This is a genomic window from Sneathiella sp. P13V-1 (assembly GCF_015143595.1).
In the GTDB taxonomy this organism is placed as follows: Bacteria; Pseudomonadota; Alphaproteobacteria; order Sneathiellales; family Sneathiellaceae; genus Sneathiella.
On record NZ_WYEU01000001.1, the window covers coordinates 1,048,681 to 1,071,521 of the forward strand.

24 protein-coding genes and 1 tRNA gene are annotated in these 22,841 nt (G+C 48.4%); 8 read left to right on the plus strand and 17 right to left on the minus strand.

Features of this window, described 5'->3' with window-relative positions; all coding sequences use genetic code 11:
• Positions 1 to 227 precede the first annotated feature (227 nt).
• From GUA87_RS05080 to GUA87_RS05090, 3 genes are all read right to left on the minus strand, one after another.
• A complete protein-coding gene (locus tag GUA87_RS05080) occupies positions 228 to 1,544 on the minus strand; it encodes an ammonium transporter (protein ID WP_193715416.1) in 1,317 nt (438 codons plus the stop codon).
• A 10-nt stretch (positions 1,545 to 1,554) separates the two neighbouring features.
• Positions 1,555 to 1,893 (minus strand): P-II family nitrogen regulator, encoded by a 339-nt coding sequence (locus tag GUA87_RS05085; RefSeq protein WP_193715417.1) that lies wholly within the window; start codon positions 1,891 to 1,893, stop codon positions 1,555 to 1,557.
• A 189-nt stretch (positions 1,894 to 2,082) separates the two neighbouring features.
• On the minus strand, positions 2,083 to 3,441 hold the full coding sequence (locus GUA87_RS05090) for an amidase (protein ID WP_193715418.1): 1,359 nt from the start codon (positions 3,439 to 3,441) through the stop codon (positions 2,083 to 2,085).
• Positions 3,442 to 3,496: 55 nt separating this feature from the next.
• On the opposite strand from GUA87_RS05090, the gene GUA87_RS05095 reads away from it, so the two are divergent.
• Positions 3,497 to 4,726, plus strand: coding sequence for an FAD-dependent monooxygenase (locus GUA87_RS05095; RefSeq protein ID WP_193715419.1), 1,230 nt, complete (start codon positions 3,497 to 3,499; stop codon positions 4,724 to 4,726).
• Between the two features lies 1 nt (position 4,727).
• Here GUA87_RS05095 and GUA87_RS05100 read toward each other — a convergent pair whose 3' ends face one another.
• The 5 genes from GUA87_RS05100 to GUA87_RS05120 form a co-directional block, all read right to left on the minus strand.
• Positions 4,728 to 5,108 (minus strand): gamma-butyrobetaine hydroxylase-like domain-containing protein, encoded by a 381-nt coding sequence (locus GUA87_RS05100; RefSeq protein WP_193715420.1) that lies wholly within the window; start codon positions 5,106 to 5,108, stop codon positions 4,728 to 4,730.
• Between the two features lie 2 nt (positions 5,109 to 5,110).
• Positions 5,111 to 5,278, minus strand: coding sequence for a Trm112 family protein (locus GUA87_RS05105; protein WP_193715825.1), 168 nt, complete (start codon positions 5,276 to 5,278; stop codon positions 5,111 to 5,113).
• Positions 5,279 to 5,343: 65 nt separating this feature from the next.
• Entirely contained in the window at positions 5,344 to 6,006 is a 663-nt protein-coding gene (locus GUA87_RS05110; protein WP_193715421.1) for an LON peptidase substrate-binding domain-containing protein, read from the minus strand.
• Positions 6,003 to 6,896: a thioredoxin gene (gene trxA / locus GUA87_RS05115; RefSeq protein ID WP_193715422.1), complete on the minus strand. Its 894-nt coding sequence runs from the start codon at positions 6,894 to 6,896 to the stop codon at positions 6,003 to 6,005. The genes GUA87_RS05110 and trxA overlap by 4 nt, the downstream gene beginning before the upstream one ends.
• 90 nt (positions 6,897 to 6,986) lie before the next feature.
• The gene (locus GUA87_RS05120) at positions 6,987 to 7,487 is read right to left on the minus strand and encodes a prolyl-tRNA synthetase associated domain-containing protein (RefSeq protein ID WP_193715423.1); all 501 of its coding nucleotides are present in this window, start codon (positions 7,485 to 7,487) and stop codon (positions 6,987 to 6,989) included.
• A 157-nt stretch (positions 7,488 to 7,644) separates the two neighbouring features.
• Between GUA87_RS05120 and GUA87_RS05125 the strand changes: the two genes are divergently transcribed.
• Positions 7,645 to 7,719 (plus strand) — tRNA-Gly (locus GUA87_RS05125).
• Positions 7,720 to 7,819: 100 nt separating this feature from the next.
• Here GUA87_RS05125 and GUA87_RS05130 read toward each other — a convergent pair.
• Positions 7,820 to 8,509, minus strand: coding sequence for a DJ-1/PfpI family protein (locus GUA87_RS05130; protein WP_193715424.1), 690 nt, complete (start codon positions 8,507 to 8,509; stop codon positions 7,820 to 7,822).
• Between the two features lie 130 nt (positions 8,510 to 8,639).
• Here GUA87_RS05130 and GUA87_RS05135 point away from each other — a divergent pair, with 130 nt between their 5' ends.
• From GUA87_RS05135 to GUA87_RS05145, 3 genes are all read left to right on the plus strand, one after another.
• A complete protein-coding gene (locus tag GUA87_RS05135; protein ID WP_193715425.1) occupies positions 8,640 to 9,608 on the plus strand; it encodes a GlxA family transcriptional regulator in 969 nt (322 codons plus the stop codon).
• Between the two features lie 221 nt (positions 9,609 to 9,829).
• Positions 9,830 to 10,612: a substrate-binding periplasmic protein gene (locus GUA87_RS05140; RefSeq protein ID WP_193715426.1), complete on the plus strand. Its 783-nt coding sequence runs from the start codon at positions 9,830 to 9,832 to the stop codon at positions 10,610 to 10,612.
• Between the two features lie 93 nt (positions 10,613 to 10,705).
• A complete protein-coding gene (locus tag GUA87_RS05145) occupies positions 10,706 to 11,491 on the plus strand; it encodes a substrate-binding periplasmic protein (protein WP_193715427.1) in 786 nt (261 codons plus the stop codon).
• A 56-nt stretch (positions 11,492 to 11,547) separates the two neighbouring features.
• Here GUA87_RS05145 and GUA87_RS05150 read toward each other — a convergent pair whose 3' ends face one another.
• From GUA87_RS05150 to GUA87_RS05165, 4 genes are all read right to left on the minus strand, one after another.
• Positions 11,548 to 12,363 (minus strand): MBL fold metallo-hydrolase, encoded by an 816-nt coding sequence (locus tag GUA87_RS05150; protein ID WP_193715428.1) that lies wholly within the window; start codon positions 12,361 to 12,363, stop codon positions 11,548 to 11,550.
• A gap of 126 nt (positions 12,364 to 12,489) precedes the next feature.
• Positions 12,490 to 13,254 (minus strand): hypothetical protein, encoded by a 765-nt coding sequence (locus GUA87_RS05155; RefSeq protein ID WP_193715429.1) that lies wholly within the window; start codon positions 13,252 to 13,254, stop codon positions 12,490 to 12,492.
• A gap of 180 nt (positions 13,255 to 13,434) precedes the next feature.
• Entirely contained in the window at positions 13,435 to 13,977 is a 543-nt protein-coding gene (locus GUA87_RS05160; protein WP_193715430.1) for a hypothetical protein, read from the minus strand.
• Positions 13,978 to 14,075: 98 nt separating this feature from the next.
• A complete protein-coding gene (locus GUA87_RS05165) occupies positions 14,076 to 14,366 on the minus strand; it encodes a DUF1330 domain-containing protein (protein ID WP_193715431.1) in 291 nt (96 codons plus the stop codon).
• Between the two features lie 110 nt (positions 14,367 to 14,476).
• On the opposite strand from GUA87_RS05165, the gene GUA87_RS05170 reads away from it, so the two are divergent.
• Genes GUA87_RS05170 through GUA87_RS05180 form a run of 3 tightly spaced genes read left to right on the plus strand, consistent with a single transcriptional unit; the run spans position 14,477 to position 16,252 of the window.
• The gene (locus GUA87_RS05170; RefSeq protein ID WP_193715432.1) at positions 14,477 to 15,100 is read left to right on the plus strand and encodes a TetR/AcrR family transcriptional regulator; all 624 of its coding nucleotides are present in this window, start codon (positions 14,477 to 14,479) and stop codon (positions 15,098 to 15,100) included.
• Positions 15,101 to 15,152: 52 nt separating this feature from the next.
• Positions 15,153 to 15,620 (plus strand): YtoQ family protein, encoded by a 468-nt coding sequence (locus tag GUA87_RS05175; protein ID WP_193715433.1) that lies wholly within the window; start codon positions 15,153 to 15,155, stop codon positions 15,618 to 15,620.
• A 23-nt stretch (positions 15,621 to 15,643) separates the two neighbouring features.
• Positions 15,644 to 16,252 carry a carboxymuconolactone decarboxylase family protein gene (locus GUA87_RS05180; RefSeq protein ID WP_193715434.1) on the plus strand — a complete coding sequence of 203 codons (609 nt, stop codon included), beginning with the start codon at positions 15,644 to 15,646 and terminating at the stop codon, positions 16,250 to 16,252.
• Between the two features lie 3 nt (positions 16,253 to 16,255).
• On the opposite strand, the gene GUA87_RS05185 is transcribed toward GUA87_RS05180, so the two are convergent.
• From GUA87_RS05185 to GUA87_RS05200, 4 genes are all read right to left on the minus strand, one after another.
• Positions 16,256 to 17,362 carry a DNA alkylation repair protein gene (locus GUA87_RS05185; RefSeq protein ID WP_193715435.1) on the minus strand — a complete coding sequence of 369 codons (1,107 nt, stop codon included), beginning with the start codon at positions 17,360 to 17,362 and terminating at the stop codon, positions 16,256 to 16,258.
• A gap of 131 nt (positions 17,363 to 17,493) precedes the next feature.
• Positions 17,494 to 18,138 carry an OmpW/AlkL family protein gene (locus GUA87_RS05190; RefSeq protein WP_193715436.1) on the minus strand — a complete coding sequence of 215 codons (645 nt, stop codon included), beginning with the start codon at positions 18,136 to 18,138 and terminating at the stop codon, positions 17,494 to 17,496.
• Positions 18,139 to 18,311: 173 nt separating this feature from the next.
• The gene (locus tag GUA87_RS05195; RefSeq protein ID WP_193715437.1) at positions 18,312 to 19,484 is read right to left on the minus strand and encodes a M20 aminoacylase family protein; all 1,173 of its coding nucleotides are present in this window, start codon (positions 19,482 to 19,484) and stop codon (positions 18,312 to 18,314) included.
• 107 nt (positions 19,485 to 19,591) lie between these two features.
• Positions 19,592 to 22,825: an ATP-binding protein gene (locus GUA87_RS05200; RefSeq protein WP_193715438.1), complete on the minus strand. Its 3,234-nt coding sequence runs from the start codon at positions 22,823 to 22,825 to the stop codon at positions 19,592 to 19,594.
• Between the last annotated feature and the right edge of the window lie 16 nt (positions 22,826 to 22,841).

Below are 22,841 nucleotides of genomic sequence, written 5' to 3' on the forward strand. Positions count from 1 at the left end.
TTCGTCGCTCCCAAAAATGGCAAATTCAATAAATTGCCTCTTTGTTAATCAAGGAGCGTGCCAAAACGGCAAATGCCTGTTTTTAGGGCGAATGAAGGAGGGGGTAGGGTGTTGCAAAAGTGCAATTGCCCAATATTTAACCATTTCGCGGCCAAACACTGGGCAATTGCCTCTCATTTGAGCAGGTAGGCTATGGGACTGGTGCCCGCCTGCTCAATTCTTAAGATTTAGGTAGATGGACCAAACTCTGGGTAGGCTTCCAGGCCAAGTTCAGCTTTGTCCAGACCGTTGGCTTCATCTTCTTCATTTGCGCGGATGCCAACTGTATATTTCAGGGCCACCCACAGGATTGTGCTTGTGATCAGAGCGAAGGCACCGATTGCGACAACACCTGTCAGCTGAGTGAGGAATGTGGCTTCTGCGTCGAAGATCGCAACTGCCAGTGTGCCCCAGATACCTGCAACCAAGTGAGCGGAGATCGCACCGACCACATCGTCGATTTTCAGCTTATCAAGAAGCGGTACTGCGAAGACAACCAAAACACCACCAACGGCACCGATGAGAACTGCACCGCCCATTGTTGGGTCAGCAGGTTCTGCGGTGATGGATACCAGGCCAGCGATTGCGCCGTTCAATGCCATTGTCAGGTCCACTTTCTTGTAGAGGATCTGTGTTGCGGCCATGGCTGCAAGAACACCGCCGACAGCTGCCATATTTGTGTTGGCAAATACGTTGGCCATTTCGATAACAGCTTCTGCAGTACCCAGTGCGAGTACAGAACCACCGTTAAAGCCGAACCAGCCGAGCCACAGGATAAATGTACCGAGTGTTGCAAGTGGCAGGTTTGCACCTGGGATAGGCTGTACGCGACCGTCTTTGCCATATTTGCCTTTACGGGCACCCAGAATAATTGCACCGGACAGAGCTGCCCAGCCACCTACAGAGTGAACCAGAGTAGAACCAGCATAGTCAGAGAAGCCCATTTCGGACAACCAGCCGCCGCCCCATACCCAGGAGCCCTGGATTGGGTAGATAATTGCAGTCAGTAGGAAAACGAACGCCAGGAAAGGCCATAGTTTGATGCGCTCAGCCAGGGCACCGGAGACGATAGAGGCTGCTGTCGCAACGAAAACCATCTGGAAGAACCAGTCAGAAGAAGCAGAATAGCTGCCATCTTCAAATGTACCGCCGAGAGCAGCAGCGTCATCTGGACCCCAAAACGGGCTGAAGCTTCCGATAAAGCCGGAAACGTCCATATACATCAGGTTATAACCGACAAGATAGAAGGTCAGGCCTGAGATGGAATAAAGGGCAATATTTTTCAGGCAGATTGTTGCTGTGTTTTTCTTTCTGACAAGGCCAGCTTCCAGCATGGCAAAACCGGCAGCCATCCACATGACGAGGGCGCCGTTAATCAGGAAAGAAAATGAGTTCAGGATAAAACTAACTTCTCCTTCAACGGCAGCGTTGGCAGCGCCCGGGAGGAGGGTTAGTAGCGCGGCGCTTGCCGCAATTAGACTTTTATTTGTTGTTAGCTTGCTCATGGGGATACTCCTACAGGGCTTCCGCGTTGGACTCGCCTGTTCTGATGCGGGTCACACTGCTCAAGTCATAGACAAAGATTTTACCGTCACCGATCTGGCCGGTTTTGGCTGTGTTCATGATGGTCTCGACGGCCTGCTCAACCAGTTCATCTTTAACAGCCAGTTCAATTTTGATTTTTGGCAGGAAGGAAATGGCATATTCCGCCCCACGATAGATTTCTGTATGTCCTTTTTGGCGACCGAAACCTTTAACTTCGGTTGCCGTCAAGCCTTCAATCCCAATGCTGGTCAATGCATCGCGTACATCTTCCAGTTTGAACGGCTTGATGATTGCCATTACCATTTTCATTTCTACACCTCGTGGCTTACGCCTTCTTTATGACAGCATCGCTATCGGATGATCCCTTTATTTCAAGAGGTGTGCCAGTTTTGAAAAATGCATAAATATCAATGGGATAATAAAAAACCGCCCAAAAAATGGGCGGTTAAGGGTGTGTTAACGTGATTAAAAATTAATCACTGTATAAAAAATAGGCATCTATGCGCTCAAGGCGTCTTCTACAGCTTTACTGAGCCTCAACAGCTTGCCCTCCTGATACCCCGGTGCCATAAGCATCATGCCGACAGGGAAGCCTTTAGCGAAGCCAGCAGGCAGTGATGTTGCACAAAGTCCCAAGAGGTTTGACAAGCGCGTCAAGGAAATCGACATGAGCGCCATCTCTATATAATAGTCGTTATCCTCATAGAGTTTCTCAAGGATTGGCGGAATATCTGGTTGGGTTGCGCCGACGACCAGATCAAAGTCCGCTACTTGTTCCACATATTCCTTCGTCAGACGTTTCAGGGCGAAGCCCAGTTGTATGGCTTGCGCGGCTGTGAAGTTCTCGCCTGCCATAAAACGTTTGCCTATTGCGGATGCAATTCTGTCTGGATTTTCGCGGATCATGTCCCCGTAAAGTGCATAACCTTCAAGCATTCCCGGATATCCAAGTCTGTTACAGGTGTCCAGAACGTCTTTGAAGGCGGGAACGGGGCCTTCAACGATTTCTGCACCTGCGTTCCTCAATTTATCAAGGGCGACATCAAGGGCTTCTTTAATTTCCGGGATCACCAAATCATCAAAAACGGTGGTTGCCTTTAAAATACGCACTCCTGTTAAGGAAGCCCCTTCAAGGTCCGCTGCTGGTTTGCCTGATAAAATGGCACAGAGGGCATTGGCATCCGCCACATCACGGGTGAGAGGCCCCACCGTATCCTGTGTCGGGGACAGAGGAACTGAGCCTTCCAAAGAGATCAGACCGTGGGTGGTTTTTAGGCCGGTGATACCGCACCATGCGGAAGGGATACGAACAGATCCTGCGGTGTCCGATCCAATACCTGCCGCAGCAAGCCCATGATAGACCGAGAGGGCGGCACCAGATGATGATCCCCCCGGCACGCGATCCGTTTCCGTATCATGTGGGTTGGGGCCAGTTCCCGTCCAGGGGTTGTTGCCAAGGCCAGAGAAAGCCAAGTCAGGCATGTTGGTTTTCCCAAGGCAGATAAGTCCGGCCCGTGTCGCCCGGGTTAGGCACTCGGCATCCGCTTCGGGGACCCGTCCTTCCAGAAGCTGACACCCCGCTTCGGTGGTTACACCCGCCGTATCAAACAGATCTTTCCAGGAAATGGGAACGCCATCCAAAGGACTGAGCCGTTCTCCGCGATCCGCACGCACTTTTGCGGCTTCCGCTTCCTTCATCGCCCGCTCTTCGGTCAGGCGGACATAGATTTTTTTATCCGGATCCTTTTCCTTGATGCGGGTGAGGAAATATTGGGTGAGCTCGACAGGGTTGATCTCTCCCTGTGCTATTTTGTCGCCCAGTTGAAGGGCTGTTAATTCGTGCCATTTTTTAGTCATTCTGATAGGTTAGCCCTTAACAGTAGGAAGAGCAATAAACCGAATTGGATTTGAGATGCCTAAAGCGAAGGTTCCAGATACCCTTAACACCGATATTCTGGTTGTCGGTGGGGGGCTAAACGGATTGCCGCTTGCCATTGCGGTGGCGGATGCGGGTCTTGATGTGATTGTGCTGGAGCGCGATGATCCGGGAGCGGTTGTTGCAGATACTTTTGATGGGCGCGTGTCGGCAATCGCCCACGCCTCCCGTAATCTTTTGAAATCCATTGGTGTTTGGGATCATGTTCCTGAGGCGGAACCCATGTTGGACATCCGTATCACAGATGGCCCCAGCAAACTGTTCCTGCATTACGACCATCGCCAGCTTGGGGATGAACCTTTCGGGCATATGGTGGAAAATCGCCACATGCGTATGGCGTTGCTGGCACGGGCCGCGGAGGTTCCCTCCCTCAATGTTATCGCCCCGGCCCTATATACTGAAATTGACAGGCGTCAGGATGGGGTCACTGCAACTTTGGCCGATGGCCGGATCATTAACGCAAGGTTGGTGGTGGCCGCAGATGGGCGTGGGTCTGCTCTTCGGGAAAGTGCAGGCATTGGAAAGGTTGGCTGGTCCTATCATCAAAGCGGTATCGTTTGTACGGTGAAGCATGAACGCCCCCATAACGGTGTGGCTCAAGAGAGGTTTTTAAATCCCGGACCTTTTGCCATCCTGCCCATGTCTGAAAACAGATCATCCCTGGTTTGGACGGAACATACTGATACCGCCGCCAAGATCATGAAGCTGGATGATGAAAACTTCCACCGTGAAATGGCCCGCCGTTTTGGCACCTATCTTGGTGAGCTTGAAATCACTGGTCCGCGCTGGAGTTATCCGCTTACCTTGCATCAGGCGGACGCTTATGTAGCTGAAAGACTGGCTCTTATCGGGGATGCGGCCCATGGTATGCACCCAATTGCCGGGCAGGGGCTTAATCTTGGCCTTCGGGATGTGGCAGCCTTGGCGGAGGTGATTATTGATAATGCCCGTCTAGGTCTTGATCCGGGATCAGATAATGCGCTGGAAAAATACCAGACATGGCGTCGTTTCGACAGCTTGATGCTACTTGCCATTACAGATGGGCTGAACAAGCTGTTTACAACAGATGTGGGAGCAGTGCGCCTTGCCCGTGATCTGGGACTGGCGGCAGTCAACAAAATGCCGAAGCTGAAGGGTTTCTTTATGGAACATGCCCGCGGCACAGTGGGTGAACTGCCGCGCTTGCTTGAAGGGCGGCCCCTCTAATTCAGGGGTCGCGGCTTAAGCCTGCGTTATAAAGTGCGGTTTCATATTCAAACCACACCTCTTTCTGGCGGCATCCGAGCTCGTATAAATAAGCCCATGAAAAAATGCCACTGTCGTGAAGATCATCGAACTTCAGACGGACGGCATAATTGCCTACAGGTTCCATGGTCATAATACCCACGTGGCGGCGGCCGGTGATCAGTTGTTTCTGATCTGAACCGTGCCCCTGAACTTCCGCTGAGGGGCTTTCAACACGCAAAAGCTCAGCTTCCAGAGAAAAGCGTTTTCCATCTGCATAGGCGATTTCCAGAAGTTTTTCAGCGGTTTTAAGGCGCACCTCGGTTACCTTTGGGCGTCCCGCCGTGTCATATAAATCTGTCATGCTCAGTCGTCCAGTTGACGGGCTTCATCAACCAGCATGATAGGAATGCCGTTGCGAATTGGAAACGCAAGTTTTGCCTTTTTGCTGATCAGCTCTCCAGCGTCCTTATCATAGGACAGGGCCTCTTTGGTCAGCGGACAGACAAGGATCTCCAGCAGCTTTGGATCAATTGTGCTGTGGTCAGGCCCTTTGGCCTTCTTCTCTTCTGCGTTACTCAAGGTGGTTTCCTTAAATTCTACTGTAAGGTCTGGTTTACATTGCCCTGCTGCATCATCATGGTCAACAGGCTGATCAGTAAATCCCCCCGTTGAGAAACGGTATCCGCTTCCAGCAAGGCTTGTTTTTCAATTGGGGAGAAGGGGCAAATGATCGACAAGGAATTGATCAGGTTGTCATCATCAAGGCTATTGAGCATGTCCCAGTCGGCCTGTTCATCTTCAAACTCCAGAAAATACTTCAATACTTTCTGCAAAGCGTCTCGATTAACAGATTGATTGTTAGATGGGTGGAAGTCATGAAGGAAAGGTTTGTAGTCCGCAACCACCTGGCGATATTTGGTGATGCGATTTCCGACTTCCTGCACAATTCTAAACCGGCAAAGACCTTCTAGCGTAATGCGATAGACATTGTCTTGAATTTCAGAGAACTCGCAGATTTTGCCAACACAGCCGATATCAAATAAAGGCGGCTCATGAGAGGTGTCTTCTGCGTCTCGTGGCTGGATAATGCCGATCACCCGTTTCCCTTCCATGGCATCGTGAACCATGTCCACATAGCGCGGCTCAAACACGTTCAAGGGAAGCTGGCAGGTGTTTAAGAGCAGGGCACCGTTCAGCGGAAAGACCGGCAGAATGGCCGGAAGTTCATCCAATCCTGAAGTAGTGCCCTGATCACTCATGAGAATAACGCGGCTGACAATTTACGACGAAGGTCCTTGGAAATGTCATGCATAGGACCCAGAACTTCGAAAATTTTCAAAAGCTCTGTGCGGGCAATTTGATCATTCCATTCGTTGTCACGTTTGATGATTTCCAAAAACTGGTCACCACCGGCATGGTAGGAACCAGCCCCCACAAGTGCCTGTGCCAGCTCAAAGCGCGCTTGCAGGTTTTCAGGGTCATTGGCAACGTTTTCTTCCAGCGGGGCAAGGTCACCCGCGTTGGCAGAATTTTTTGCGATGGAAAGGGCGGCGAAAGCAGCTGACACATGTTGATTGCCGCGGTCTTTCTCCTCAATGGTCTCCAGCAGGGTTTCAGCAGCCTCCGCTTCGCCCAGATCCAGATACACACGGGACAGATGCGCCTTGGCTTCGATATTGTCTGGCTCAAGTTCCAGGATTTTGGCGAAAGCGGTGAGCGCAACTTCGGTGTTATTTTCTTCCAAGGCGGCAAGACCTGCTTCCATGGCTTGCTCAACCGGGGAGGGACCAATAGCCCCGCCAAGGTTCTTTTCGATAAATTCCTTCACCTGACTTTCAGGCAGGGCCCCCATAAAGGCGTCGACCGGCTGACCATCTTTAAAGGCAAAGACAGCAGGAATGCTCTGTACGCGCAGGGCCTGCGCAATTTGAGGGTTCTGGTCGATGTCAATTTTTACCAAGGAGACCGCACCGCCTGCATTGTTGATTACTTTTTCAAGAACAGGACCCAGTTGTTTGCAAGGCCCACACCATGGAGCCCAAAGATCAACAAGAACAAGACGCTCGGTACTTGCCTGAACCACATCCACCGCAAATCGTTCTGCGTTGCTGTCAATTACCAGATCTGCGCCTGCAGGCGCTGTGTTCATTTCAATGTCCATTATTCTCTATTTCAGTTTTTGGTTCAGGTTTTACGCACAAATTGCGCGTCCTTAAGCTTATAGAAATCTCTAGCGCGGTTACTCACCTGAATCAAGGGTGAGGATTTGTGCTTCATGGCCTGTTTGTTCGATAAAGCTTTTCAAGCCCTCTTGTGAAATTTGCGTTGTCTTGTCATTAATCAAGGGGTGAAAGTTCAAAAACTCCTCTTCCATCATCAAACTATCGAGTAAAACCTTCACGCGATGCTCGGTGTCATTAATCAGGGCAAAGGGGGTAACGGAGCCCGGGGTGACCCCCAGAACCTCTTCCAGAAGTTCCGGTTTGCCAAAGCTTAAATTCTTGGCACCGATCTGTTTTTTCAAGGCTTTGAGATTTACCTTTGTATTCTCCAGACAAACCAGCAGATACAAATCGCCATTTTTGTCTTTCAGAAACAGGTTCTTGCTATGTCCTCCTGCCAGGGTGCGAGAAACCGTTTGGGCATCTTCCACGGTGAAAACCGGTTTGTGATGATGCGTTTCAACTTTGATTCCAAACTGATCCAGTTTCTCAAACAATTCGTCTGGTGTAACAGCCATAAAGCCCCCTGTTGAATAGATGAATTTAAGTCCAACCCTCAGCGGTTTAGCCGCTTTTGCGGCCTTTGTAAAAAAAAATGACAATTATTTAAAAAAGGGGCTTGCGTTTACTTCTCAGATGCATATTATCCCGCCTCGCAACGACGTTGCACGCCGAGCGGGCGTAGCTCAGGGGTAGAGCATAACCTTGCCAAGGTTAGGGTCGTGAGTTCGAATCTCATCGCCCGCTCCAATTTTCAAAAAGCCTAGCCAGTAATGGCCGGGCTTTTTTGCTTTTCGGGGGTCGTAAAGCCTCAGACGAGGATCATCTAAGGCGGTAATTTTCCAGCAAATCAGGACACCGACGTTACAGAGCCAGCAAATGGGGGCTTCTGCTGAATTTGTTTTACCCCACCGCGCTCTTCAAAAGCTGCGATGGCTTGTTGAGAGTATTCCGGCGCATCTTCAGGTTTTGTTTCCAGATATTGTGGCGCAGGATAATATTCGATGCCAAGCTGCAGGGTCTTGGCGACGCTCTTGCCTGCTATCAAAGAGGTAAGATACAAACCTGTTTCAATAGACGCAGAAACCCCTGCCCCAGTTATATACTTTTCATCGCGATAGAACCGGACAGGTTTTACGTTGGCACTATAGTTTTTTGCCACGCGATCACGGTGGAAAAAATTTGTCGTCACTGTTCTGTTTGTAATCAGCCCCGCGGCGCCCAGAAGATCAACGCCGTTGCAAATTCCAACAGTCCAGGTTGAAGAAGCATCAAGATCACGTAGTTTTTGTAAGCTACTTTCATCCTGTTTGACGAGCTCTGCGCCCGGCCCGCCTGGAACATAAAGAATATCGGTCTCAGTGACGTCAGAAAATCCTTTCCAGGCGGCCAGTCCCAACCGACGGGTATCGGCCGCAATCAAAGACGGCTCTTTTGCAAAAAATTCGGTTTCCATATTTGGAACGCGGGATAAGACCTCATACCCGCCGACAACATCCAGTGTGGTGAGCCCGTCATAAAGGAAAATAGATAATTTCATGGTTACCCTCATGTTGTGATCGTGTTTTGAATTTGTTTTGGTGCGCGACATAGGTGGTCAGCGCATCGAGTAATTAATGTATGGAAATTTAAACTGGCAGAAATGACAAGAAACGATATAATTCTGCCAAATGGAAAAGCAGCGTAATATCATATTCTTTCTCTATCCGGGCTTTGAAACTCTGGATATGGCAGGCCCTACCAGCGTTTTTCACGCAGCAAATGGCAGAACTAAAGCGGCCTTCTATCAACATCACTATGTGTCTTTGAGTGGCGGGGAAATAGTAAGTAACGCTGGACTTCCGGTCTCCACTCAGAAAGCATCATTAGATCAGGTAGGACCAAATGATACGCTTATCGTTCCAGGCGCAGATAGATGGGCAATGAAAGAAGGGTTGGCTAACGACCAGATCATTCAATCCATTCGCGACTTGGCGGACAAAGTGGGGAGGGTCTCTTCAGTATGCTCCGGATCCTTCTTTCTGGCGGCATCTGGCTTACTTGATGGCAAACGCGCGACCACACATTGGGAGGCGACTTCCGAACTCGAAAAACAATACCCGAATATCCTGGTGGAACCAGATGCTCTTTACACTGTGGATGGGCGATTATGGACATCTGCGGGGGTATCAACGGGAATAGATATGGCGCTTGCCATGGTAAAAGTGGATCTGGGTTTGGACGTGATGCGAAAAGCTGCGCAGCGCCTTGTTGTTCATTCAAAACGTGCGGGATCGCAATCCCAGTTTTCTGACTTATTGATTGCTCAAACGTCGGGTGATGGACAGTTTTCAGATCTAATTGTCTGGATGAGTGATAATATGAGTGCGCGTATTACGGTTGTTGAGCTTGCCAATAGATGTGGGATGTCCGAGCGAAACTTTCACCGCAAATTCACGCAAACGGTTGGCGATACGCCAGCCAAATTTCTGGATGATCTACGTATGCAACGTGCAAAAGAACTGCTGGATGCAGGGCACTTGATTAAAGCGGTGTCCCATGATGTTGGGTTTCGATCAGAAAGCGGTTTTCGGAATGCATTTGAGGCCCAGTTTGGTCTGTCCCCCTCCGTATATTCCTCCCTGAACAGCATCAGTTGAGGCGTCAACTTTGTTTGATCCCACGTGCGTAAGAACGTTCCGGTAAAAGATCTCATACCCCTTCACCACCATTTTTTGGTCGAAGATGGATGATATGCTTTTGTAACTCTGTTTTCTTGTAAAACCTATGTGAAGGCGATTGGATTGTTTTGCCTTTGTTATAAACCGTCCTAACTCTTGATTATTGGAATACGCGATTTCTTTAGACAGGTTGGCGTGCGATGTATGGCGAGAAGCTAAAATTTTTCTTTCTAGTGATGGTTTTGTGTTTGAGTATGAGGCAAATAGCGCAGTCTGAAGAAGTGACGTCTGCCGCTTATACTGATTACCCTCCTTTTACCGCAGACTATTTGGAGGGAGGCGGTTTTGCAATTGTCCTGGCGACGGAAGCATTTAAGCGTGAAGGGTTCGTCGTAAAACATAGCTGGATGCCGTGGGTAAGAGGCGCGACCTTGGTTGAAAAAGGAGTCGTTGATTTTACACTACCCTATTACTTTACCCATAAACGCACCTCGATATTTGAATATTCTGAGCCCATCTACAGTATCTATATCCGAGCATACGGGCGCCGTGGGAGTGGGGAAAATGTCACTTCGATTGAAGGTTTAGAGGGGAAGACAATATGTCATCCCCGTGGATACGCGAACCCAGTTTACTTGCAGAATCTGTTTGATACAGGAAGGGCTACTTTGAGGCGCCCAATGGACATGGAGCAGTGCCTTAAACTTACTCTTTCTAAACGAGTTGATTATTTTCTCTCTTCACCAGAAGTTTGGAAAGGAAGCCTCGAACGGTTGTCTCTTTCAGAAGATGAATTTGAAGAATTGAGTTTCAATGTGCAGGTTAACAGGTTGTATTTGGTCTTTGGGAAAAGTAACCCAAGAGCTCCTAAGCTTGTATCCGCATTTAATTCTGGCCTTGAAAAAATGTCGGCGGATGGGTCACTCAGAAAACTAGTAGAAAAGTATGATATCGACGTCCGGTTTGTAGATCCGTTGAATTGAACCCACAATTTAGGACAGGGGCTGTTTTTTGACTTTTGGCTTGATAAGGCTATCTGGTTTTTTGGGGGAGCTGTACTAATTCATAGGGCTGCCATGTTATTTACGCTAAATCGATTAGTCTCAAGTATCCTTCTCGGTGTTTTTCTTTTTTCCTCCCCAGCTGTAAAAGCTTCGGATGTATCTTCTACCGCCTATAAGGATTATCCGCCTTTCACAACCGACAGATTGCCAAACGGTGGTTTCGCAATAGCGCTTGCGAAAGAATCTCTTAAACGAGAGGGCTTGAATTTAAAGCATTCTTGGAAGACGTGGGTTCGAGGATTGTCTGAGGTTGAGAATTCCAAGACAGACATCACACTGCCGTATTTCTATACGGAAGAGCGTGAGCAGATTTTCGAGTATTCAAAACCTTTTTACAGTATTCCCACACGAGTTTATGGCTTGAAAGGTACTGTCGGCGTTGTGTCTTCCGTCGACGATCTTGTGGGTAAATCGATTTGTAATCCCCGAGGATATGCTAATCCTAAAAACCTGCAGATGTTATTTGACGAAGGAAAAGCAACACATCGTGATCCTAAGAATATGGAACTATGCCTAAGATTGGTTCAGGCCAAGAAAGTGGACTATTTCATATCGTCTCCGGAAGTAACGAAAGATACCATCGTAAAAATGAACATACCACTTGATGTGTTCGAGGAGGCTGGTTTTGATGTGCATGTAAACAGGTTGCATGTCATTATCAGCAAATCAAATCCCAAGGCTCAAAAGATCATAGCTGCTTTCAATGCGGGGCTTGATCAAATGGCTTCAGATGGGTCACTTAAGGCAATGGCCGAAGAGTACGGGCTAAATACAAAATTTGTTGATCCCCTAAATTGAGAAACGAAAGAATCTGAACTCGGTTTGTGGAACAGGCTTCATGTCTCAAATCGAGTTCAGGCAGACATATCTGTGACCTCAAGGGCGCCTTTGATCAGGTTTCTTTTAGAGAAATTGAAACTCGTAAGTTTTGCCATGGCGTCTTCCGGCCCCAGGATTTTGTGCACAATTTCATCCAGAGTCTTACCCTGTTTGCGAAGTTCCTGAGAGCGTTCACAGAGCGTCACCATGTTCTGGAGTTTTTCTCGCAATTTGCTTTTGCCATCTTCCACAAGGCCGCGGTGAGGGCAGAAGATCGTATCAAAATCGAGGGTCAGAGCCTTTCTGATGCTATCCATTAACAGAGGCAGATCCTCGTCACTTCTAAGATACCGTATTGCTCGTGCGATATAGAGGTCTCCTGAGAAAAGCCAGCCTTTTTCCGGAACATGCAACACATGCAGATCCTTGGCATGGCCCGGAGTGAAAAGGGGCACCAGATGGTCGCCGGATTTCACCTGTATTTTTGCAGGTAAAGGGGCTGTTTTTACAGGGATCGGCGCTCCCCAGATGAAGCGCTGCATAATTGGAACGCGATATCCGTTTTCCAATTTATCGCGCGCTTCAATCGGTGCCATAGGGGTGAGGCCATACAAGTCTGCAATTCTGGCGGCATTTCCTGCATGATCTTCATGATGGTGGGTTAAGACCAATTGCCGCACAGGTTTTTCAGACAGATAGGATTTTACTTCGCGCCATTGGTTGGGCGGGCCAGCGTCAATGACCGTATCGTCCCAGCGATAGACGATAAATGTACTATTGATACCGCGGTTCATGCGTCCAACACGCGCGGCATCAATCGGGCCGTAGCAAAATCTTTCACGAATAGGCATTAGGGTCTCGAATCTGTGCTCAGTTCGAGCGGACCATACCCCTAAATTGACAATTTGTCATTTTCTTTATGGGGGTAAAAAAGCGGCCCGAAAGCCGCTTCCTTGTTGACGTTGCGTCAAGTTGCGTTACGTGGTTTTTTGCCTCCGGCGCCAGCCAAAGAAGCCGAGGATAGCAACACCCGCAGCATAAAGTGGCAAAGCAGCAGGAAGAGGCACTGCGGTGACAGCAATGTTGATCGATGTATCCGCCAAAATGCCGTTTACATCATTTGCCAACAGTCTGAGCGTATAGATGCCCGTTGCTGTAGGGTCGAACAAAGCATCAAACCAATGCATGGACCAGGAGTTTTGGGCAACATTATTCTGACTGATCAAAGTGGCGTATTCGCTACCACTACCCGCGATAATTTTCGTGGCTGAAGTGGTCAGGTTTGTTCCCAGCGCATGGTCAGCATAGGCGGTATTAATAGGGTCGAAGGCAAAGGTTCCCTGATTTATTCCACCCGTTGGTGTAAAGCTGGCCAGCAGCAGATAATTTACATCATTTAGTTTTCTGCCGCTTGTCCCATCAAAATCTGTATTGATGGACCATTCAAAATTCCAAAGAGGGCGGCTTGGATTTTGTCCGGCACCCGAAGGTGTATCGGCCGCGCGGCCTGCTTCAAAAGTATATGTATCCACGCCATCATAATTAAAAACGTTCGCTGCTGGATAACGTTGTTTGGCACGAAGCCCGATTTCAATGCCGTTCTGGCGATCGACCGTGAAGTCACCATTGGCATTACCTGATCCGAAAATGACACCAGGTGTTACATTGGCAGCACCGGCGTAAGAAGTGATTCCGGTCAGTAGTAACACTGCGCCGAAAAGTGAGCGAAGTAAGTTAGTCATCTTTCCCCCAAATGACATGTTCAAGGATATGTACAGCAACTACATTGAACTGAAGTTTGCGCAATTCCGTGTCCAAGGAAGAGAGAAGGCTCTCACAAAGCGCGAGAATCTATATTAGTAGTTTGTATATTCAGGTAAAGAGAAGAGTTTGTGACACTCACCGTCTGATAATTAATACGATTATTTAGATTGTAGTGCTTTCAAGTCTTCTGCGTAATATTGCTTTTTACTACAGGTATCGATGAAGGTTTGCTGATCATTATCGAACTGGTCGGCCATATCGGCGTAGGCTTCCTGGTCTTTCTGATATTTGATAATCCATTCGTTATATTCGTTTGTCAGCTGGTTGTGGCGCTCCACTTTTTCGGCACGTGCCTTGATCGCTTCGTCATCGTTGAAAGTTTTTGTCGGGTTTTTCTCCAGATATTCATTGGAGATATCAACCTCTTCACCGAGCGCTGCTAGATTGTCTGCCTCTGTTTGCAATCTGGCGAACTCAACATCCAGTGCTTTGGTATCTTTATCCAGTTTCTTGGCAAGATTGAGGCATTTTTTGAGCTCTTCCGGGCGGAGGATGATGTCGTCATAGACTTTATCCACCCCCATCGCTCTCAGCGGTCCATTCAGGGAAAAGAGTTCTTCAAAGCCTTGTTCTGCCGCGGCAGGAAAGCTGACAGCGCTTGCAAAAACAAAGGCAGCAATAAGACGTCCGGTATGGGCCATGATGTTCTCCTAAAAGGGGGAATTCCCTGAATAAAAGAACCGTAGAGGAACAATCGGACATTTTTAAGAAAAAAGCGCCCAGAGGGGCGCTTTTGACATTAAGAGGGAACTTCGTGTGACACGAGTGTCATATCCGCAGCTTCGTCGCGCAAAGGAATAAGCGCTTGATAGGCATCGGATTGGTACCAACCTTTCAGGCTGTTGCTATCAGGAAATTTTACGATGGCGACCATTTGGTGATCGGCAGATCCTGCAAGATCTTCTACTCGCTTTCCCTTGAGAAGTGGCTCTCCGCCAAAGGCAGTGAAGGTTTTAGCCGCCGCCGCCGCATATTCTGCCATTTTTTCGGGGTTCTTAACGGTAACGCTCGCAACAAAAAATGCAGTCATTTCAGGTCTCCTTTTATATCGACCGAACTGTGGATAAATGGTATTGTACATGTGTGATCAAAATACATATATGTTTTGTTCATTATTGTACAATACTTTTTGGAGAAGACATGCCGCGCCCATCCAAATTCAATCGCGAGGAAGCTATCGACAAGGTGATGAATATCCTTTGGCGAAACGGGTATGAAGCTTCATCCGTGAAAGCCTTGTCCGAAGAGTTGGGCATTACCAGATCCAGTTTCTACAACGCCTTTGGAAGCCGTGAAGATCTGTTTCGGGAAGCTGTGAAACGATATGCAGACCAATCTCCGGATAAAGCCTTTGCTCAATCGTTGCAGGGTGTGAACATCAAGAAATTGATCACCAGAACCTTTCATCAGGCGGTAAAAGCCCGTCTTGCAGATCAAGAGGCGAGGGGATGCCTTCTGATAAATAGCGTTACAGAACTTTGTAATGTGAACAACGAATTGGGGCCTGAGCTTTGCGACATAATCTTGTCCAACCGCGATCGTTTGCGTGAAATTATTCAAGCGGGTTTGGATAACGGTGAATTCCCTAAAGGAATGGATGTGCAAGCAACTGCCTTGTCCCTGCAAAGCCAGTTAATTGGGATAAATGTCCTTTCAAAAGCCATTCGGGATGAAGATGAATTGTGGTCGGCAACGGTCAAAGGGCTTCAGGGGCTTGGGGTGTATGATGAGACTTTTTCAGAAGATGGAATGTTTGAGCACTGACAAAGTCGCCTATAACCGTTAGAACAAGTCTAAGACAGCTAGTGAGGATCACATGAACGAAAAAATCTGGAGCATTTACTTATCTGGGGAAATTCACACCGATTGGCGGGAGAGAATTATGGACGGCGCAAAAGCAGCAGGCCTGCCGGTTGTTTTTAACGGCCCCATTACGGTTCATGAAGATAGCGATGATTGCGGTGTGGCCATTTTTGGCGCAGAAGAAAATAAATACTGGCACGATCATAAAGGCGCGCTTCTAAATAGTGTCCGCACCGGGACATTGTTGAAAGAGGCAGATATCGTCATTGTTCGTTTTGGGGAGAAATACAAACAATGGAACGCGGCTTTTGATGCAGGACAGGCAGCCGCATTTGGTATTCCGTATCTGACATTACATCCCGCGGAACATGATCACGCGTTGAAAGAAGTGGATTCTGCGGCGGCTGGCATGGCTCGGGAGCCAGAGCAAATTGTCGAGGCTTTGGCCTATATCATTCATGGTCAGATGCCAGTCAGATAAATAATAACAAATGTGGGGGGAACATGGCTTGGATTGAGGTTATTCCATACGAAGCGGCAAAGGGTCGTCTAAAGAAGCTGTATGATCGGGTAAAGGGGCCGGACAACAATGTGGACAACATCATGATGTCCCATTCATTGAGGCCCCATACGATGGAAGGGCATATGGCCCTTTACAAGTATGTATTGCACCATACCGGCAACAAGGTCCCCAAGTGGTTTTTGGAAACCCTTGGTGTCTGGGTGAGTTCCCTCAACAATTGCGATTACTGTGTAGAGCATCATTTTGCGGGCTTGAAGCGGTTGCTTAATGATGACCCAAAAGCCAACGCGATCCGCGCGAGTATTGATGCCCGCGATCCGGATCAGGCCCCCCTTACAGATCGCGAGAAAACGGCTATGAAATATGCGGTCGTCCTCACAGGGGATCCATCCGGTGTAACTGAACAGATGATTGAGGAGCTCAGAGCTTCCGGTTTTGATGACGGAGAGATCCTGGAGATCAATCAGGTAACTGCCTATTTCGCCTATGCCAACAGAACGGTTCTGGGGCTTGGATGTTCCACAGACGGGGATATCTTAGGCCTGTCACCCGGAAATTCAGAAAATCCGGATGACTGGTCACATAAATAGGATTTAGGGGAGTTTAAGGGTAAAGCTCTCGCTGGCGACTTCCGTCCCGTTCACAAGGATGCTGATTTTATGGTCACCCGCATAATGCTTGCGGGTGGTGAAATCTGTGAAGTTATGAGATTTGGCAAGGTTTATAGAGCTGCTATCCGGCTCTCCCTCACGGAACATAAACACTTTGCGGGAGGTTTTGCCTCTCGCCTTCATAAAATCCACCGCATATTCAATACGAAGCCGTTCCGGAAGCGGACCGATAAGGTTGGCGTTAAACTGGAAATGTTGTTTTTCTCCAAGATTAATCTCAGAATTTTCGAGTGTTAGCACTGCATTCTCGACCTGCACTGGGTTCATCCCAAACAGGGCTAGGGCGTCCGGATGGCTGGCTTTTAAAAGGGTACGAAGACCATGTCTTAAGATCCAGTCCGTATTGGGGTGTGTGCCAATTTTGCGCTTTGCAAAATCCAATACGGCATCCGGGTTGTCTTTCGCAATATCGTTGAGATTGTTGGCGACACTCTTCTGTACAAACTTACTGTTATCCTGAACAAGATTTTCCAGTATGGGAAAGATGGGGGTCGGGTCTTTCTTTAAGGCGGGAAGTGCCATCGCCCACGGAAGGCGTGGGCGGCACCCCTCGCTTGAAAATCGCCGGACGTGATCATGAGGGTGCGTCGATAACTCTTGCATCCAAGACATCATGTGGTCGTGGTGGTCTTGAATAAAAGGGCGAACAGCAAGTTCTGAAGAGGTTCCATGATGTGTGAAATAACAGAGGGCTTCCTTGATCCCTTCAAGATTCATATCTTCGCGCCTTAACACAACATAGTCAGGCACGAATAAAGAAAGCATATCGGCATATTTCTGCGCGTCCGGGGCCGCCACAGGAGGCAGAATTTCTTTCAGTATTGCGATGGCCTCAGTTGGCTCATCTGGAAGGAATTCATTGAGTAGAGAGGTTATTCTGGCAGCACGTTCTTTAAGGGTCATCTCCTCCCAGGGAGCGTTAAAGCAGGCGTCTATAAAGCCATCTGTAGAGACATTGTGTTTTGCCAGCTCTGCAGCAATTAACTCCACATAGTCTTCTGAATACAGGCTTCTCAGCTCAACAGCCATTTAAACTCCCCCGAATTATTAGTGATTGATTAGGGAGGATATGGGGAAGTGTAAATTGAATACAAACAAAAAAAGCCCGGCCATCTCTCCCCTTATCGAGAGTTGGCCGGGCGAGCTAGAGAGCTAAACTCTTAGAATGTGTAACCGAAACCGATACCGAAGATCCAAGGGTCGATATTCACATCTTTGGCGTTAATGGCACCGCCATTAACTTTTACATCGGTTTCAAGGAAGATTTTCTTCACATCGAAGTTGAGGGACCAGTTATTACCAAACTGATAGTCCAGACCGGCCTGAAGGGCGAAGCCAAATCCGTCTTCATATTCTACAGAGTTTACAGGGGCGCTTTCGCCATCCTGATTGTAGAAGAAGGTGTAGTTCACGCCAGCGCCGATATAGGGGCTGAAGCTGCTTTTTGGCATGAAGTGATACTGTAGTGTCAGGGTAGGTGGCAGAAGCCATACATCACCCAGATCCGCATCACCTGGCAGGGTGGTGCCGCTGACTGTTACATCATGCTTTGTTGTGGCAAGGATCAGCTCAGCTGCGATGTTGTCTGTAAAAAAATAGGTGAAGTCAACTTCAGGAACGTAAGACTCGTCCACATTTGCCTGACCGCCGATGGCATCAGTTGTACCGCTTGAATCGGGGGTCACCGCGATACCGCGGAAACGAACCAGAAAATCACCAGCTTCTTTTGCAACGGCGCCGGAGGCACCTGTTGTTACCAATACAGCCGCGCCCGCGAGCATGGATAACAATTTACCTGCTTTCATAATAACTCTCCAAATACTGGACCAAATGGCAGTGAACTGCCGGAAAAAGGTTCCCCCACCTCTTTGTTAGTAACCAGATAACGCTCGAGAGTTTGATTGGAATTGATTGAAATCAACCCAATGAAATGTCCGGCAGCCTGTTGTATGGATGCAACAAAACTGCCGGTCAAAAGTCAGGATTTCGGAAGCTGTGTTTCGACCAAATGGGCCCAAAGGCTTGCGCCGGTCGACAGGATTTCATCATTGAAATCATATTTCGGGTGGTGGACCGTATGTGTGTGATTTTCATCCCGTGCCCCAAGGAAAATATAGGCTCCCGGGCAGGCTTCCAGCATAAAGGCGAAGTCTTCACTGCCCATTCGTACAGGGGCTTCCGTGTTGACATTATTGGCCCCAACGATATCAGCAGCTGCTTTTGCAACAATATCCACCTCACGGTCGTGGTTGACGGTGCATGGATAGTTTCGTTTGTAGTTGAGCTCTACTTCCACTCCAAATGTCGCACCGATTCCTTCGCAGATCTCACGGAACCTGTTTTCTACATAGTCACGGAGTTCAGGTGTCGTAGTACGGATAGAGGCCGTCAGTTTCGCGTCATGCGGAATAACGTTCTGGGCGGTTCCGGAATGAAATTCGGTAACACTGATAACCACATTATCAATCGGGCTGATATTTCGGGACACAATTGATTGCAGGGCAACATGAAGCTGAACTCCTGCGGTCAGTGGATCGTTCGACCGCTGTGGGTGCGCAGCGTGACCACCTTTGCCTCTTATGGTCACCTCCGCTACATCCGCAGACGCCATCAATGTGCCTTTGCGGATGTGGAAAGTACCTTTGGGCTGATCGGGCATGTTGTGAAGACCATAAACCGCATCACAGGGAAAGCGTTCGAACAGACCATCTTTAACCATGGCATCACCGCCGCCGCCGCCTTCTTCGGCGGGTTGGAAGATGAAATTTACCGTGCCACTGAAGTTACGGGTTTCGGAAAGGTATTTGGCGGCACCCAGCAAGATTGCCGTATGGCCATCATGGCCACAGGCATGCATTTTACCTTCATAAATGGACTGATAGTCACAGCCGGTAAGTTCCTGCATCGGCAGGGCATCCATATCAGCCCGGATCCCGATGGTACGGTTGCTCTCTCCTTGCCCTTTCAGAACCCCTACCACACCGGTCACACCAATGCCTTCGTGAACTTCCATCCCCCAATCACGGAGCTTTTCTGCGACAATTTGCGCTGTGCGAACTTCTTCAAAGCAAAGTTCAGGGTGTTTGTGAATGTCACGGCGCCATGTTTGCATGTCATCATGCAATTCTGCGATCCGGTTATAAACGGGCATGAGGTTCCTCTTATTGTGCGATAATCCAACGGGTGATCAGACGATCTGGGCCGGAACAGTATAGCGGTTCATCGTTTGATATCACACAATAAAAGTTAAGCTGGTGATCAGTCTACTTTTGCGGAAAGCCAGTCAATGGTCTCTGCAACCGTTTCTCTTAATTCACCCAATCGACTGGTCACTAATTCCAATTCATCGTTATTTTTCTCAAAAACGGCGGCTATTTCTGATAGACGATAGCAATAAAGTGCACTTGCCGCCCCCCTAAGAGCATGTCCAGCCTCCAGCACCCTTTTGGAATCTCTACCAGCAACCCCTTCTTCGATTTCTGCCAGTTGTTCTTTAAAACTGTCTGGCGCGAGGGCCAGCATGGCAGACATTGCTTCCTGTCCGATTTGCTCGCCGAGGGCGGATAGCTCCTGTTCGTCTCCCATCGGAGTTTCCTCAGCCGCTACATCACTTGTTGATTTTTCTTCGGTCAAAGTTATCGACACTTCATCTGTCTCCGGGAAATACTTGTTAAGGATAGTATGCAACTGATCTTCCTTAAAGGGTTTTGTCAAAATATCATCCATGCCTGCCTTGAGGAACTTTTGCCGGTTTTCTTCAAAGGCATCCGCTGTCAGACCAATAATCTTGGTGTTACGGCCATTTTTCTGGGCGCGAATGGTGGCTGTTGCTGCAATTCCATCCATGACCGGCATATGGGCATCCATGAAAATCAAATCTGGTTTTACGTCGGCAAAACTGTCCGCCGCGATCTTGCCATTGGCCGCTAACGTCACTTCACAGCCTGTTTTGTTCAGGAAGGATTGAGCAACGATTGCGTTGACCGAATTATCTTCAACCACCATTACCTTAAGGCCCGGGCGAAGGACTATTGTATTGGACGGGGCTGCGGCTGGTACATCAACTTCTTCAACTTGTTGGGCTGCGTTCATCGGAATTTCAACCTTAAACTCGGTACCTTCTCCGACTTTACTGGTCACGGATATTGTCCCGTCCATTAATCTTACCAGTTTCGAGACGATGGAAAGTCCCAGCCCTGTTCCCCCAAATTTTCGTGTGATGGTGTTGTCTTCCTGGGTGAAAGGGTTGAAGATTTCCTCCAGACGGTCTGAAGCGATGCCGACACCCGTGTCCGTGACCGTCATTTTCAGCAGGAACATGGCCGGTGCATAATCCGGCTCAAGGTCAAGCCGAACAGTAACATTGCCTTCGTTGGTAAACTTGATCGCGTTACCGACCAGGTTGGTGAGGATCTGCCTGAATCTCACAGGATCGCCAATGAGTTGAGGTGAAGGATGATAATCCGGCAAATGATGAATGAGGGTCAGATCCTTTTCAGAGGCCATGGCTCTTAACGGGGTCAGGCTTGTTGAGACAAGAACACCCAGGTCAAAAGGTGTTTGCTCAATCTCTAGGGCACCCGCCTCGATTTTGCTCATATCAAGAATATCATTGATGATGGACAACAGGGCGTTGCTGGAACTCATGATGGTTTGCGTAAAAGTTTCCTGTTCGGCATCCAGATCTGTACCCTGCAGCAGCTGCGCCATCCCCATGATACCATTTAGAGGCGTCCTGATTTCATGGCTCATGGTTGAGAGAAACGTTGATTTGGCTTCGTTCGATCGTTCAGCATCGATCCTGGCCCGAATAAGGTTTAACCGATCAAGGCGGCGTTCTGTGATATCCGTTTCGATACCAATAAACCCGGTTACTTCCCCATCTTGATTGGTCAGCGGGTTTCCAGTGATTTGAAGCCAGATCTCCCGCCCGTCTTTGGTGTAGTTGAGGATTTCTTCGTTAAAGGCGCGTTTTTCGCGCACGGCTTTAGAAATACGTTTTGCGGTCCGTGGGCTGGTATTCTCTCCTTGTAGCAATAGCCCAGGTTTTTTCCCCTTCATATCTTCTAGGGTATAGCCGGTGATGCGCGTCATGCCCTCGTTGGCCCATTCAAGAACTCCTTTCTCATCGGTAATAATCACGCCATTAGTCGTCTGGCTGGCCACCATGGAAAGGCGCGCAAGCTCTTCGGTGCGCTCTTTTACCCTGTCCTCCAGATTGGCGCTCATTTCTTTCAACGCATTAATATAGCTGCGCATACTGTCGCTACTATTCTGAAGCGCTTGTGAAAGTTCATCATACTCAAGAATTGGGCTTCTTGGAAAAGTGATCTCTTTATCATCTTTTTCAAGGGTCTTGATTTTCTTGCTGGCTTTAGCAAGCCGCTGGATAGGTGAGATGAGGATATGACCCAGCAAATGAGAAACGGCGAGTGCGGTGGCAACAAGGATTGCCAGAGAGAACATGGTTTGGGCGCGAACCTTGTACAAGATATCAACAAGCGGATGGGCCGGAGAGGAGACCATGATTTCTGACACGCCAATGTCCGGAAGGGGTGGAAGAATGGTATAATATTCGCTTAATGACCATCTGGTCATGGAGGCCATTTCCCCCTCTGGCTGCCAGATATTTAAATTATCGTACAGGTGCTGCCTTGTTCCTTTTTCAGTCGATACTTTGCTTTTCCCCAGAAGGATGGGAGGGGTGTCGTTGAAAAAACTGACCCTTGCAGCGAGTCCAGCCAGTTGGAAATGCAGGTTATTTTTACCGGGTTCCACGTTTCCAAACTTACCCTGAATACCTTCATCGCTTTGATAGGATGCTTGCAGTTCTTCTGCGATAAGAGTGCCATAGTCCAGCATGTTGTGATGCAGATTATCTTCCTGCAGGGATTTCACCCGATAGCCATTAAGAATGATGGGGATGGCACCTGCCAGAATGGTGAGCAGCATCAGAAAGCTGGTGACAATATATTTTCCGGAAAACTGGTAGTTTACATCTGCGGTTTCATCTTTTTTAATCAAATAGAAAAAACTGACAATCAAGGAGGCCAAGACCGCATTGAAGACGCCGTTAATGGCCTGTTTCATAGCGATTAACAGACTGGCGTTCAGGTTCAGGTCAAGCACGCCAAAATAAAAGACGAAAACAAGGGGGACGCCGCAAAAGACCCAATAGAGGAGGTCGGCAAAGGCAATGGTTGGAATTCGTTGTCTTAAGGCACCCACAACAACAATTTCCATCGTAAAGATAATGATAGCGTAAGGATGTCCCCAGAGAAAATAGGTATAGCTGCTGACAATTATGGCAACCACCAGTGCAGGAGCGAAACCAAATACCATGAGTGTAATCAGGCTGAAAACAGAGCCAAATATCAAACTTACCGAGAAAAAAAGCGGCACATTGAAGTGATTTGCCAATAGCCCCAAAATGATCAGAACAGGGGTATATATCAATACGTTTTTCGGGAAGGTGCTATTGTTTGTCGCCATTTATGATCACCGAACC

Excerpts from the sequence above, each read along its gene's own strand:
- GUA87_RS05080 (WP_193715416.1), bottom strand. The coding sequence starts at position 1,544 with ATGAGCAAGCTAACAACAAATAAAAGTCTAATTGCGGCAAGCGCCGCG.
- GUA87_RS05085 (WP_193715417.1), bottom strand. The coding sequence starts at position 1,893 with ATGAAAATGGTAATGGCAATCATCAAGCCGTTCAAACTGGAAGATGTA.
- GUA87_RS05090 (WP_193715418.1), bottom strand. The coding sequence starts at position 3,441 with ATGACTAAAAAATGGCACGAATTAACAGCCCTTCAACTGGGCGACAAA.
- GUA87_RS05095 (WP_193715419.1), top strand. The coding sequence starts at position 3,497 with ATGCCTAAAGCGAAGGTTCCAGATACCCTTAACACCGATATTCTGGTT.
- GUA87_RS05100 (WP_193715420.1), bottom strand. The coding sequence starts at position 5,108 with ATGACAGATTTATATGACACGGCGGGACGCCCAAAGGTAACCGAGGTG.
- GUA87_RS05110 (WP_193715421.1), bottom strand. The coding sequence starts at position 6,006 with ATGAGTGATCAGGGCACTACTTCAGGATTGGATGAACTTCCGGCCATT.
- trxA (WP_193715422.1), bottom strand. The coding sequence starts at position 6,896 with ATGAACACAGCGCCTGCAGGCGCAGATCTGGTAATTGACAGCAACGCA.
- GUA87_RS05120 (WP_193715423.1), bottom strand. The coding sequence starts at position 7,487 with ATGGCTGTTACACCAGACGAATTGTTTGAGAAACTGGATCAGTTTGGA.
- GUA87_RS05130 (WP_193715424.1), bottom strand. The coding sequence starts at position 8,509 with ATGAAATTATCTATTTTCCTTTATGACGGGCTCACCACACTGGATGTT.
- GUA87_RS05135 (WP_193715425.1), top strand. The coding sequence starts at position 8,640 with ATGGAAAAGCAGCGTAATATCATATTCTTTCTCTATCCGGGCTTTGAA.
- GUA87_RS05140 (WP_193715426.1), top strand. The coding sequence starts at position 9,830 with ATGTATGGCGAGAAGCTAAAATTTTTCTTTCTAGTGATGGTTTTGTGT.
- GUA87_RS05145 (WP_193715427.1), top strand. The coding sequence starts at position 10,706 with ATGTTATTTACGCTAAATCGATTAGTCTCAAGTATCCTTCTCGGTGTT.
- GUA87_RS05150 (WP_193715428.1), bottom strand. The coding sequence starts at position 12,363 with ATGCCTATTCGTGAAAGATTTTGCTACGGCCCGATTGATGCCGCGCGT.
- GUA87_RS05155 (WP_193715429.1), bottom strand. The coding sequence starts at position 13,254 with ATGACTAACTTACTTCGCTCACTTTTCGGCGCAGTGTTACTACTGACC.
- GUA87_RS05160 (WP_193715430.1), bottom strand. The coding sequence starts at position 13,977 with ATGGCCCATACCGGACGTCTTATTGCTGCCTTTGTTTTTGCAAGCGCT.
- GUA87_RS05165 (WP_193715431.1), bottom strand. The coding sequence starts at position 14,366 with ATGACTGCATTTTTTGTTGCGAGCGTTACCGTTAAGAACCCCGAAAAA.
- GUA87_RS05170 (WP_193715432.1), top strand. The coding sequence starts at position 14,477 with ATGCCGCGCCCATCCAAATTCAATCGCGAGGAAGCTATCGACAAGGTG.
- GUA87_RS05175 (WP_193715433.1), top strand. The coding sequence starts at position 15,153 with ATGAACGAAAAAATCTGGAGCATTTACTTATCTGGGGAAATTCACACC.
- GUA87_RS05180 (WP_193715434.1), top strand. The coding sequence starts at position 15,644 with ATGGCTTGGATTGAGGTTATTCCATACGAAGCGGCAAAGGGTCGTCTA.
- GUA87_RS05185 (WP_193715435.1), bottom strand. The coding sequence starts at position 17,362 with ATGGCTGTTGAGCTGAGAAGCCTGTATTCAGAAGACTATGTGGAGTTA.
- GUA87_RS05190 (WP_193715436.1), bottom strand. The coding sequence starts at position 18,138 with ATGAAAGCAGGTAAATTGTTATCCATGCTCGCGGGCGCGGCTGTATTG.
- GUA87_RS05195 (WP_193715437.1), bottom strand. The coding sequence starts at position 19,484 with ATGCCCGTTTATAACCGGATCGCAGAATTGCATGATGACATGCAAACA.
- GUA87_RS05200 (WP_193715438.1), bottom strand. The coding sequence starts at position 22,825 with ATGGCGACAAACAATAGCACCTTCCCGAAAAACGTATTGATATATACC.